Origin of the sequence: Flavobacterium crocinum (assembly GCF_003122385.1) — a bacterium.
Lineage (GTDB): Bacteria > Bacteroidota > Bacteroidia > Flavobacteriales > Flavobacteriaceae > Flavobacterium > Flavobacterium crocinum.
Genome location: NZ_CP029255.1, coordinates 5,050,316 through 5,064,153, shown reverse-complemented (window position 1 = coordinate 5,064,153; position 13,838 = coordinate 5,050,316). Strand labels below are relative to the sequence as shown.

Annotated in this window: 8 protein-coding genes; all 8 read left to right on the top strand. The window is 34.8% G+C overall.

Translation table 11 applies throughout. From position 1 onward, the window contains the following. Positions 1-18: 18 nt before the first annotated feature. The 8 genes from HYN56_RS21540 to HYN56_RS21505 all read left to right on the top strand — a co-directional run bounded on the left by HYN56_RS21540 (position 19) and on the right by HYN56_RS21505 (position 13,562). Complete coding sequence (locus tag HYN56_RS21540; protein WP_109194083.1) at positions 19-1,656, top strand: sodium/sugar symporter; 1,638 nt, start codon at positions 19-21, stop codon at positions 1,654-1,656. Positions 1,657-1,860: 204 nt separating this feature from the next. Then, positions 1,861-3,390, top strand: coding sequence for a glycoside hydrolase family 28 protein (locus HYN56_RS21535; protein WP_109194082.1), 1,530 nt, complete (start codon positions 1,861-1,863; stop codon positions 3,388-3,390). Positions 3,391-3,595: 205 nt separating this feature from the next. After that, positions 3,596-5,035, top strand: coding sequence for a glycoside hydrolase family 28 protein (locus tag HYN56_RS21530; RefSeq protein WP_109194081.1), 1,440 nt, complete (start codon positions 3,596-3,598; stop codon positions 5,033-5,035). Positions 5,036-5,161: 126 nt separating this feature from the next. Then, a complete protein-coding gene (locus HYN56_RS21525) occupies positions 5,162-7,141 on the top strand; it encodes an alpha-L-arabinofuranosidase C-terminal domain-containing protein (RefSeq protein ID WP_109194080.1) in 1,980 nt (659 codons plus the stop codon). 152 nt (positions 7,142-7,293) lie between these two features. Next, positions 7,294-9,762: a glycoside hydrolase family 95 protein gene (locus HYN56_RS21520; protein ID WP_109194079.1), complete on the top strand. Its 2,469-nt coding sequence runs from the start codon at positions 7,294-7,296 to the stop codon at positions 9,760-9,762. Positions 9,763-10,070: 308 nt separating this feature from the next. Then, positions 10,071-10,673 carry a murein L,D-transpeptidase catalytic domain-containing protein gene (locus HYN56_RS21515; RefSeq protein ID WP_109194078.1) on the top strand — a complete coding sequence of 201 codons (603 nt, stop codon included), beginning with the start codon at positions 10,071-10,073 and terminating at the stop codon, positions 10,671-10,673. A 192-nt stretch (positions 10,674-10,865) separates the two neighbouring features. Further along, positions 10,866-11,441, top strand: a complete 576-nt coding sequence (locus HYN56_RS21510) for a hypothetical protein (protein ID WP_109194077.1) — start codon at positions 10,866-10,868, stop codon at positions 11,439-11,441. A 3-nt stretch (positions 11,442-11,444) separates the two neighbouring features. Next, positions 11,445-13,562 carry a cation:proton antiporter gene (locus tag HYN56_RS21505; RefSeq protein ID WP_109194076.1) on the top strand — a complete coding sequence of 706 codons (2,118 nt, stop codon included), beginning with the start codon at positions 11,445-11,447 and terminating at the stop codon, positions 13,560-13,562. Positions 13,563-13,838 lie beyond the last annotated feature (276 nt).

The following is a 13,838-nucleotide window of genomic DNA, read 5'->3' as shown; positions in this document are numbered from 1 at the left end:
ACACAATAACCACACATTATGAATGTATTACAAACCGCAGATTACATTGTATTCTTTATTTACTTTGTCATAGTCACGGCTTATGGAATGTATATTTACAGAAGCAAAAAAACAGCTGCAACCAGTTCCAACGAATATTTTTTAGCCGAAGGTTCACTTACGTGGTGGGCAATCGGAGCTTCGTTGATTGCTTCTAATATTTCAGCAGAACATTTTATTGGTATGAGCGGTTCAGGCTTTGCCATCGGACTTGCGATTGCTTCTTACGAATGGATGTCGGCGGCCACATTAATTATTGTGGCAATGTTTATTTTACCGGTTTATCTTAAAAATAAGATCTTTACCATGCCTCAGTTTTTGGCCAAAAGATATAGCGGAACAGTAAGTACCATTATGGCTATTATCTGGTTGTTGATTTATGTATTTGTCAATCTTACATCAATCATTTATTTAGGTGCTTTAGCGATTTCTTCTATTGCTCCGATAAGTTTTCAGTTTTGTGTTATAGCGCTGAGTTTATTCTCTGTAATTGTGACTTTAGGAGGCATGAAAGTAATTGGGTATACTGATATGTTTCAAGTAATTGTTTTAATTCTGGGTGGATTAGTTACCACTTATTTAGCATTGACTTTACTTTCAGATCAGTTTGGTTTTGGAAAAGACATTTTAAAAGGACTTGCCATTATTGCCGATGAAGCACCAGGACATTTACACATGATTTTAGACGAATCCAATCCGCATTATACTGAATTACCGGGAATGTCGGTTTTAGTGGGAGGTATGTTGATCAATAATCTGGCGTATTGGGGCTGTAATCAATATATTGTTCAAAGAGCTTTAGGTGCCGATTTGAAAACGGCGCGAAAAGGAATTTTATTTGCTGCTTTCCTAAAATTATTAGTTCCAATAATTGCTGTTTTACCAGGTATCGCAATGTTCGTAATGCATGAAAATGGAATGTTTCAGCAGGAAATGGTGGACGCCGCAGGAGTTTTAAAACCAGATCAGGCGTATCCAACTTTAATGAATTTATTGCCTGCGGGATTAAAAGGCGTGGCTTTAGCAGCTTTAACGGCAGCAATTGTGGCTTCTTTAGCAGGAAAAGCCAATAGTATTTCGACTATTTTTTCTTTAGATATTTATAAAAAATACTTTAATTCTCAGGCATCAGAAAAAAAACTGGTTCGTACCGGAAGATGGTGTGTAGTAGTTTGTATGATCATTGCTGCTTTTGTAGCGCCGGCATTAAAATCATTAGATCAGGCTTATCAGTTCATACAAGAATATGTGGGATTCTTTTCACCGGGAGTTTTAGCGATTTTTTTGCTGGGAATGTTCTGGAAAAAAACAACTCCGGCGGCAGGTTTGGCAGGCGCATTATTAACGGTTCCACTTGCCGCGATCTTAAAATTCCTGCCAATGTGGACAGAAGGCGCTTTTCCGGATTATCCTTTCTTAGACAGAATGACTATTGTTTTCTTTATCATCGTATTGATAATGGTGGGAATTAGTTTAGCGAAACCGGTTTCTGAAGAAGAAGCTGAAATTCATAAAATAGAAGTAGATAAATCGATGTTCAAAGTGTCATCAGAGTTTATCGTTGGTTCCTTTATTATCAGTGGAATTTTGGTTGCTTTATATACCGTTTTCTGGTAGTTTTTGTTTTGCCGCGAAGGCACAAAGGCTCAAAGTTTATTATAAAAAAATAAATTGAAAATTGCTCGCAGAGGCGCAAAGTTTTTTTTAAACCATATAAGTAATATAAGATAATTTAAGTTTTGTCTTCATTGACCTTATATTACTTATATGGTTCATTTTCACTTAGTGACTTAGTGTCTTTGTAGCATAAAAAAAATAGAAATGAAAAGAAATTTTGTACTTGTACTGTTTGTTTTTTGTGTTTCCTTAACTGTTTCGGCACAGAAAGTATTTGATATTAAAAAATACGGTGCCGTTGGAGATGGAAAAACTTTGAATACAAAAGCAATCCAAAAAGCAATTGACGCAGCCAATAAAAGTAAAGGCGGAAAAGTTCTTTTTTCTAAAGGAACTTTTTTATCCGGAAGTGTAGTTTTAAAAAGTGATGTGGAATTGTTTTTTGAAGAAGGTGCCATTTTATTAGGAAGCACCAATCCGGAAGATTATCCAAAATATGAAGGAATCAGAGCTTTTATTATTGCGAATGAATCCAAAAATATTGCGGTAAACGGAAAGGGAATAATTGACGGACAGGGAAGAGAACTGGCTTTGGCAATTGATTCTCTGCATCATACGGGAGTTCGAATTGATCCGAAATACAATTACAGAAGAATGCGCCCTGAAGACGGAAGAGGAAAACTAATTTCGTTTGTAAAATGCGATTCGATTACCATGACGCAAATTACACTGAAAAACAGTCCGGGCTGGACAATGTGCTTTAGAGCATGCAAAAACATGGTCATTGATTTTATGAAAGTGGAAAGCCGTGCGTACTGGAACAATGACGGAATTGACCTTGACGGCTGTGAAAATGCCCGAATTACGAATTGTAATGTAAACGCAGCAGATGATGGAATCTGTTTAAAATCGGAAGTGCCGGGATTACACAATAACAATATTTACATTGGAAATTGTACGATTAGATCAAGTGCAAATGCGGTAAAATTTGGAACGGGTTCTTATGGCAGTTTCAAAAATGTGACAATCGAAAACATTAAAGTTTTTGATACGTTTAGATCGGCGGTTGCGATTGAATCTGTTGATGGAGCTGAGATAGAGAATATAAAAGTTTCGGATATTACTGCCGTAAATACTGGAAATGCAATCTTGATTCGTTTAGGTCACAGAAATGGAGATAAACCAGGTTATATTAAAAATGTATCGGTTAAAAATGTAAAAGCGCAGATTCCGTTTGGCCGTCCTGATATTGATTACGATATGAGAGGTCCGGAAGTAGATTATTTCCACAATCCGTTTCCGTCTTCTATTGCCGGAATTCCGGGACATTCAATAGAAAATGTGACTTTAGAAAACATAGAAATCGTTTATCCGGGAAGAGCTTCAAAAGGAATGGCGTATCATCCTTTAAGCCGATTAAAAGATGTAAAAGAAAACAGCAACGGATATCCTGAATTTACCATGTTTGGAGAACTGCCATCTTGGGGATTTTATGTGCGTCACGTAAACGGAATCGAAATGAAAAACATAAAACTGATTTTAGATAAAGAAGATTTTCGTCCTGCTTTCGTTTTTGATGATGTAAAAAATCTGACCATGAAAGGGATTGATGTTCCGTCAGATAAAATCAATCAAATTGTTTTTAAAGATGTTTCATCCAGCAATTTGGACAGCGAAGCTGCAAAAAGAAAAATCGAACCAGAGCAAAATAAATTTGAATTACCAGCACATTAGTGGTTAGCCACTAAGTCGCAAAGAAGCAAAGTTTTTTTGCCACAGATTATGAAATTTTGTTTCACGCAGATCTTGCAGATTTTAGCAGATTTAATTTGATTTCTTAAAAAAAATCTGCAGAATCTGCTTAAATCTTTTTAAATCTGCGTGAAACAAAAAAACTTAGTGTCTTTGCGCCTTTGCGGCATAAAAAAAATTAAAAAACATGAACAAGAAATCTATAATCGCAATCATCATTTTCTGCCTTTCGTTAACTGTTTCTGCACAGAAAATCTACGACGTCAAAAAATACGGAGCAAAAGGAGACGGAAAAACCAATGATGCAGCAGCCATTCAAAAAGCAATTGATGCCTGCACTAAAACGGGTGGAAGAGTTTTAATTCCGGCACCATTTACCTTTTTAGCCGGGCCAATTGATGTAAAATCAAAAGTAGATTTGCATATCGAAGCTGGTGCTAAATTATTAGCAAGTCCTGACGAAAAGCTTTATACCAAAAGTGCTTTCAGAACCAATCCGGGAGAAGGAACAATTTGGATTGGCGGAGAAAATATAGAGGATTTTACTATTAGCGGAAGCGGAAAAATAGATGGAAACGGAATTTCATTTATGGGAGAAGAAGAGGAAGATGCTTATGTTTTAAAACCGTTCAATGTATTAGACCCAAGACCTCACGTATTAACGATTATCGGCGGGAAAAATATCAGAATTAAAGATGTTCATATCGGAAATTCGGCGTATTGGACAGTTCATTTGATTGGTTGTAATGATGTTGTCATTAGTGGAATTACTTTATTGAACAGCTTGAAAGTCCGCAACAGTGACGGAATCGATTTGGATCATTCTAAAAATGTCAGAATCAGCGATTGTTATATTGAAAGCGGGGACGATTGTATCTGCCTAAAAAACAGAAGAGAATTTGAAGAATTTGGTGCCTGCGAAAATATTACGGTAACGAATTGTACTATGACCAGCAGCAGCTGCGCTATTAAAATTGGTTCAGAAAATATGGATGCGATTCGACAGGTGGTTTTCAATAATTGTATTATTAAAAACAGTAATCGTGCATTAGGAATTCAAAATCGAGACGAAGGAACAGTGAGCGACGTTATTTTCTCTAATATTATTATCGAAAGCAAATTAAACACAGATACCTGGTGGGGAAAAGCAGAACCAATTTACATAACGGCTTTCAGCAGAGCAAAAGCGAATCATAAAGATGCGAACTGGCGTTTTCCAAAAGGAGCAACAGAAGGGAAAGTTGGAGAAATCAAAAATATTTATTTTACTAATATTCAGTGCACAGGAGAAAATGGTGTTTTTGTGAGCGGGGAATCAAAAGACAAAATCAAGAATATTGTTTTTGATAATGTGAGTGTTTTTATGGATAAAACAACTTCTTTTCCTGGTGGATTGTATGATAGAAGACCTGCAAATGTTGAAGGTTTTGTAAAAGGAAGCACTTCAGGATTTTATTTTGACACTGCCGAAAGCATAAAAGTTCAGAATTGTACTGTGCAATGGGGAAAAAACAAACCGGATTATTTTAAATATGCGGTTGAAAGTAAAAATGTTGATGTTTTAAAAGTAGTCAATTTAGATGGAGAAGCGGCTTTTCCAAATAAGTATGAGGCAGTTAAAAAGTAATTTATTCTTGTGAAAAAACTATAAGTGTTAAATTCACAATAAATCTTTGAAGCGTGATACTTTTCATAGGCTTTACAAGGATTAATTAATATATTGCAAGTATATTCTCAATATAAAAATAATACAATGAAAAGAAATGTAATTTCGACATTATTCGTAGGAAGTTTGTTATTAAGCAGTATTTATGGAAATGCTCAAAAAGCGACTTTAGAAGTTGATGCTTCCAAAACGATAACTAAAATTCAGCCGACGATGTTCGGTTTGTTTTTTGAAGACATCAATTTTGCAGCGGATGGCGGACTTTACGCCGAAATGATTAAAAACAGATCTTTTGAATTTGAAAAACCTTTAATGGGATGGGAGCAGCCTAAATCGAACAGATCTTCCATGAATAAGGAATCCGGAATGGCATTACCAATCAACATAGCGGCAAATAATACTAATTTTTGCAGAGTTGAAATCAATAATGACAAAGGGTATGCTTTAATAAATGAAGGTTTCAGAGGAATGGGAGTGAAGAAAGATGCTAAATACAATCTTTCACTAAAAGCAGCCAATCCTAACGGAGCAATCAAGAAGATTATTTTCCAGCTTATTGATAAAGACCAAAAAGTACTTGGAGAAACTAGTATTGTACCAAAATCCACTGACTGGACCAATTATACGGCACAATTTACAGCAACTCAGACAGAAGCTAAAGCAAAGCTGAAAATCACTTTTGAAGGAACAGGAACAATTGATTTGGATATGATTTCATTGTTTCCTGAAGATACCTGGAAGAACAGAAAGAACGGACTTCGTAAAGATCTTGTACAACTTTTGTATGATGTAAAACCAGGATTTTTACGTTTTCCGGGAGGTTGTATTGTAGAAGGAAGAACTTTGTCAGATCGTTACCAATGGAAAAAATCGGTTGGGAATGTAGAAGACAGAAAAACCATGATGAACCGTTGGAATGTTGAATTCAACCATAAATTAACACCGGATTATTTTCAAAGTTTCGGATTAGGATTTTTTGAGTATTTCCAGCTTTCAGAAGATATTGGGGCAGAACCGCTTCCGATTTTGAGCTGCGGTATGGCATGTCAATACAATACAGGAGAATTGGCTGCAATGAACGAATTAGATCCTTATGTTCAGGATGCTTTGGATTTAATTGAATTTGCTAATGGAGCAGTTACGACAACCTGGGGGAAAATCCGTTCTGATATGGGGCATCCAAAACCATTTAACCTAAAATATATTGGCGTAGGAAACGAACAATGGGGAACAGATTATATTGAAAGATACAAGGTTTTTGAAAAAGCGATTAAGGCAAAATATCCAAATATCATTATCGTATCAGGAAGCGGTCCTTCTCCGGATGGTGAGCATTTTGATTATGCTATGAAAGAGCTTAAAGAACTGAATGCAGAATTAGTAGACGAGCATTATTACAGAAGTCCGCAATGGTTTAGAGAAAATGCCGGACGTTATGATAATTATGATCGAAAAGGACCAAAAATATTTGCGGGAGAATATGCAGCGCAGAGTGTTTCGGGAGCAAATCCAAATAATAGAAACAATTGGGAATGTGCTTTTTCTGAAGCCGCTTTTATGACGGGATTGGAAAGAAATGCAGAAGTTGTTCATTTAACGTCTTATGCGCCTTTGATGGCTCACGAAGATGCCTGGCAATGGACACCGGATATGATTTGGTTTAATAATCTGCAGTCGTATGGTTCTGCGAACTATTATGTACAACAATTATTCTCCACAAATAAAGGAACAGATTTGTTGACTATTACTCAGGATGGAAAAGCTTTAATCGGTCAGAATAATTTATATGCGTCGGCGGTAAAAGATGTCAACAGTAAAGAAATTATTGTGAAACTGGTAAATACAGCTGAAACGGCATCAGAAGTAAGTATTGATTTAAAAGGAGCAAAATTGGGATCAAAAGGAAGTATGATTACACTGGTAAGCACAAATTTACAAGATGAAAATACGTTTGCAGAACCTAAAAAAATTACTCCAAAACAAAGTGAATATAAAGTTACAAAAGGGAAACAACAATTGAATCTTCCTGCTTATTCAGTTACCGTTTTGAAATTGAAAACGATCTAAAATTAGTATTTAAACGAATAAAGATTTGAAGTAAAATATTAGTATTCTTTTAGTTAAACCTAACAGGTTTTTAAAACCTGTTAGGTTTCTGCTTAAATTTAAAAATATAGAGTCAATCTTTAAATTCGCAATATTCTTTAAAAATAAAATATATGCCATATCATCTTCTTAAAAAAAGCCTTTTATTATTGCTAACGCTTACAGCATTTTCTGTTTACTCGCAAGATTTAAAACTGCATTACAAGCAGCCAGCTGTAGAATGGACAGAAGCTTTACCAATAGGAAATGGTACTCTCGGTGCAATGGTTTTTGGAAGAGTGGATTCTGAATTAATTCAGCTCAATGAAGCCACTTTATGGAGTGGAGGGCCGGTACAGCAAAATGTAAATCCAGATGCTTTTAATAATCTGGCTTTAATAAGAGAAGCGTTGACAAATGAAGATTTTGAAAAGGCCAATATTTTAACTAAAAATATGCAGGGGCCTTACAGCGAAAGTTTTATGCCATTAGGTGATCTTATTTTAAAACAAGATTTCGGCGGACAAAAAACAGCTACATATAACAGAAGTCTTGATTTACAAACCGGAGTGACTACAACAAATTTTAGCATAAACGGCGTAAATTATAAAAGAGAAATATTTGCTTCGGCACCTGCTCAATGTATTGTGATTAAACTTTCTGCAGATCAACTGAAAAAACTTTCTTTGACAATTGATGCTTCGAGTCTTTTGAGAAATGAAAAAGCAATACAAAATCAATCAGTGGTTTTAAAAGGAAAAGCGCCATCTCATGCAGATCCTAATTATATTGATTATAACAAAGATCCTATCGTTTATGAAGATCTATCAGGATGTAGAGGAATGCGTTTTGAACTGATTATTAAACCAGTTGTAAAAGATGGAGAAATAATTGCCGATGGAAATAAATTGGTGATTAAAAACGCTTCAGAAATTTTGCTTTTTGTTTCGGCAGCAACAAGCTTCAACGGATTTGATAAATGTCCGGACAGCGAAGGAAAAGACGAACATCAATTTGCTGAGGCTCCGATTAAAAAAGCGACTGCTAAAAAATACGATAGTTTATTGAAAGAACATATTGAAGATTTTCAGAATTTCTTTAACAGAGTTTCTTTCAAACTAAATGAAAAAGAAAGTAATAAATCTGATCTGCCTACAGATATAAGATTAGAAAAATATGCAAAAGGAGAAAAAGATGCCGGATTGGAAGCTTTATTTTTTCAGTTTGGACGTTATTTGTTAATTTCTTCTTCCCGTACGCACAATGCTCCTGCCAATTTACAAGGAATCTGGAATAACAAACTCCGCGCACCCTGGAGCAGTAATTACACTACAAATATTAATTTACAGATGAATTATTGGCCTGTTGAATCGGCAAGTTTGTCTGAATTGTTTTTTCCACTTGACGAATTCATAAAGAATGTTTCTGTTACCGGAGCCGAAACAGCTAAAAGTTATTATCATGCCAACGGCTGGGTTTTGCATCATAACTCAGATATCTGGGCGATGACCAATCCAGTTGGCGATTTTGGAAAAGGAGATCCTATGTGGGCCAACTGGTATATGGGAGCCAACTGGTTAAGCAGACATTTATGGGAACATTATGAATATACAGGAGATAAGGAATATTTAAAGAAAGTATATCCAATTATAAAAGGTGCTGCAGAATTTAGTTTAGACTGGCTTCAGAAAGATAAAAGCGGTTATTTGGTTACTATGCCTTCAACTTCACCTGAAAATATATTTTATTATGAAGGGAAAAAGAAAGGTACTGTAACAACTGCTTCTACAATGGATATTGGAATTATCAAAGATTTATTTGAAAATACTGCCGAAGCTTCTAAAATTTTAAATAGAGATTCAGATTTCAGAGAAAAAGTAAACAAAGCAGCAACCGAACTGATTCCTTTTCAAATTGGAAAAAAAGGACAATTATTAGAATGGTATAAAGATTTTGAAGAAGAAGATCCTCATCACAGACATACTTCACATCTTTATGCATTGCATCCTGCTAATTTAATTTCACCGCTCAAAACACCGGAATTAGCTGCCGCTGCGAAGAAAACTTTAGAATTAAGAGGTGATGACGGAACAGGCTGGAGCTTAGCATGGAAAGTAAATATGTGGGCAAGACTTTTGGACGGAAATCATGCCTATCAGTTATTCAAAAATCAATTAAGATTAACAAAAGAAAATAATACAGAATATAGCAGACATGGAGGCTGTTATCCGAATCTTTTTGATGCGCATCCGCCTTTTCAGATTGACGGAAATTTTGCAGGAACTGCAGGCGTAATCGAAATGTTAATGCAGAGTCAGAATAAAGAAATTCATCTGCTTCCGGCTCTTCCGGATTCCTGGACAGACGGCGAAATTAAAGGGATTACTGCAAAAGGTAATTTCAAGGTTGATATAAAATGGAATGCCGGCAAAATGACTCAGGCAAAAATAATTTCTCAGATTGGAGGGAAATGTTCCATAAGATCGGCAGAACCTTTTATGGTTGAAAAACTGAATGTTAAAAGCGAGAAATCAACTATTGGATATACTGCGGTTTTTGATACAAAAAAAGGGGCATCTTATACAATAGTACCTTTACAGTAAAGTTCTCTTTCTACAAAAAATAATCTCGAATAGCCTTCCTTTTATTATTGATAATAAGGAAGGTTTTTTGCTTATATTAAAATTATAATCTTTCCAAAACGTTAAAAAATATATTTTTTGGCATTTTTAGATAAAAAAAATGAATGTAAAGTTCATAGAGTCAAATATTTATAATATATTTAACACCTGAAACATGGGAATTGTGTAAAATTTGTGCATAATTTTGCAAAGTCAAAGATGAGGTACATAAAATCATTTTTTGGCATAGCACCCAAATCTGTTGTTAACTATAATTTTACGGCCTGCTTATGAGAATATTTTTTGTAGCACTGCTTTTTTCTTTAAGTTCGTTTACAACCTACAACCTTACGAACAAGAAAGAAATTTTAAATGAAATTGAACTGGCAAGACTTAACGAACATGTAACTGAGATTAAGTCTTATGTTTCTGTAAACCGTGGCTACAACAAGAAAATTGCTTTTCTTGTGGACATGAAAATTAAATCGGGAAAAAACCGTTTTTTTGTTTACGATCTTGAAAACGAAAAAATCATCGATCAGGGGCTTGTTGCACATGGATCCGGATCTGAAACGGGTATAAAAGGTGACATTCTACAGTTTAGCAATATGCCAAATTCCAACTGCACTTCATTAGGCCGTTATGGTGTAGAAAAACCTTATAAAGGAGTTTTTGGAAAAGCTTACAGACTGAGCGGAATGGACCAGAGCAACAACAACGCACAAAAAAGAGCTATAGTTTTACATTGTTATAAAGAGGTTCCGGATGATGAAAAAGAATATTACATCATTAACAGTCATGGCTGTCCAATGGTAAGTGAAGCATTTTTCAAAAGACTGGATAAATTTATTGAAAACTCAGATTCTAAAATAATGCTTTCTGTTTATTATTAGAAATAAAAAAATAAGAGGGAATTTTCTCTTTTTTAAAAACAAGAGCCATTTTTGGTTCTTGTTTTTTTTATTCCAAAACCATTTTTGCCAGAACGTTAGCCTATTAATTAGAGATTAAATCTCTTTTTTCTCAGTTTTTAGGCGCCTAAAAGAATTTTTCTGCTTATCTTGTATAGTCCAAAATCAAATCTTATGACTTCAAGAAAGCTTTTTCTCCTATTTTTTGTATCCGTTTTATTTTCCTGTAGTAATAAAAAAGAACAGGAACTCATTCTTCGTGAGAATGCGCTTTTAGAACGCGAGAAACAATTTCAGGACAAAGAAGCAGAATATGATAAGCTCTTAAAATTTAAAGATAGTCTGCTTTCTGTTTCTACTATAAAAGATACACTTCAAAAGGCAAAAGAATGGCCGGATAGCCTTAAAATCAGATGGAACAGTAAAATGATCTGCAAGGAATCTAATTGCAGCAATTATGTTATTGGTGATCAGCGAAATGAAATTTGGGAATTTACTTCCGATTCTGTAGGAATGTATACCAATGTAATTAGCAATAATGAAATTAAACGCGTTTTTACCGGACAGTACCTGGAGAACAAAATCGTTCTCGATTCGGCAAAAGAAACTTCTTCTAAAAACAAAATTAAAGTAAGTGTTGTACTGGACGATATCAAAAAAAATATCATAAAAGGTACACAGACTATAACAGGTCAGGATAACTGTACTGCAAAATTCTCGGTTGAACTTACACCATCCAATAAAAAATAATTTATGTTGCTGAGTATTCATCATATAAGCCTCCCTATTGAAGATCCATTGTTGAAGTTTCTAATTGAAATTATCATCATTTTATGTATTCCGCTTTTACTTAATAAAATTAAAGTGCCACACCTTTTGGGACTTATCATTGCCGGAGCAATAATTGGTCCTAATGGTTTTGGAGTACTTTCAAGAGATAGTAGTGTAGTGGTTACCGGAACTACGGGACTTTTGTATATTATGTTTCTGGCAGGGCTGGAAATTGATATGGCCGATTTTAAAAAGAATAAATGGAAAAGTATTATTTTTTCGCTTTTTACATTTGCAGTGCCTTTTATTCTGGGACTTTTAGGAGGCTATTATATTCTGGGATTTTCAATTCTTACTTCGATCCTTTTTGCCAGCCTTTTTTCATCTCATACTTTAATTGTTTATCCCATGGTAAGCAGTTTGGGTATTGCTAAAAACCTTTCGGTAAACATCACAGTTGGCGGCACGATGATTACAGATGTACTTTCTCTTTTAGTCCTTGCCGCCATTGTAGGAATGTCGCAAGGTGAAGTAGGAACTGCTTTTTGGGTAAAACTGTCTGTTTCCATGATAGTTTTCACTTTAATAGTATTACTTGTTTTTCCTATAATCGCCCGATGGTTTTTTAAAAATGTTGAGGATAAAATATCCCAGTATCTTTTTGTAATTGTCATGATTTATCTGGCAGCACTTCTTGCAGAGATAGCGGGTATTGAATCTATTATTGGTGCTTTTTTTGCCGGACTGGCATTAAACAAATTAATTCCGCATACTTCATCATTAATGAACAGGGTTGAGTTTGTCGGAAATGCCATTTTTATACCTTTCTTCCTGATAAGTGTCGGAATGTTGATTGATTTTAATGCCTTTATACAAAGCTGGGAAACATTGTGGGTAGCTGCTATTATGCTTGTAGCATCTATTGGAGGGAAATATGTGGCTGCGATGCTGACAAAGAAAACATTTAAGCTTACGAATGATGAAGGACAGCTGATTTTCGGGATGAGTTCTGCTTCAGCTGCGGCTACACTGGCTTCTGTTATGGTTGGATACAATATTATTATTGGAGAAAATGATGCCGGAGAACCAATACGTCTTTTAAATGAACATGTACTTAACGGCAGCATTCTTCTTATTTTGGTGTCCTGTACCATTTCTTCGTTTGTCTCAATGGCAAGTGCACAACGTATAGCGCAGGCAGATAAAGACAATACAGTGTCCGGGAACAGTGAAGAAAAAGAAAATATTCTGTTGGCTGTTAATCATGAAGAGACTTTAGAAAAAATGGTAAATCTTGGTTTATTGGTAAAAACAGCAACAAATAAAGAGCTGTATGCTGTAAATGTAATTAATGAGGATGCCAATGAATCTTCGGTAAAAAATGCTGAAAAAATACTGGACACAGCTGTTAAAGCTGCTTCTGCTGCTGATGTTGTATTACATCCCATAACTCGCCATGATAATGATACAGCAGGAGGAATTAGTAATGTTATAAAAGAAAAAGAAATTACCGATCTTATTGTTGGACTTGAAGGCGGAAAAGGCTTTTCGGCTTCATTTGTGTATAATTTGTATAATGGTTATTTAAAAAATAAAAGTATAAACTTAATGGTTTACCATGCAGTCCAGCCGGCGGCTACCATTAAAAGATATTTGGTTTTTATACCTGCAGATGCCGAAATGGATCCGGGATTTTTTCATTCTATGTTAAGAATATGGAATATTGGCAGAAATTCCGGAGCCAAAATGAGCTTTTTTGGAAAAGAGAAAACGTTGAATATTTTAAAAAGAATAGCTAAAAAAGCCCCTATAGAAGCTACATTTGAGGTTTTAGTAAACTGGCAACTTGCAGAACAAACGGCATTTAGTATCGAAGAAAACGAAGGACTGATTATTATGATGGGAGACAAGGGAATGCATTCCTATTTTCCTCAAATGAGAGATATTCCGGATCTTTTGAATCAGAAATTCAACGACAATAATTACATGCTTATCTATCCATTTTCTATAATGCCGACAAATCACACTGAAAAAAGATCAGTCAGTAGCCATGATGATTTTGCTGAAATAGGAAAAGCAATCAGAAATATTTTTAAGTAATCTTTAAAAGTAAAACAATCTCTTTTTTTTATAATTGGGATTCAGGTGTGTACTATTATTTGCTGTCAAATCATATAAGAGTAACGGAGTTAGTTTAATCATTCGTATAATAATGTTTCACATCTTATTCAAAACAGTGAAACTTTGTTTCAAATTATAATTTGAAACCTAATTTAGGAGTTCAGGATAATTTTAAATCGATTGGCGTTATAACTTTGAGAATGTTTTAAAGTTTAACCCAGGCAGTCAAAGCAAACTAAATAATTAATGATTTAA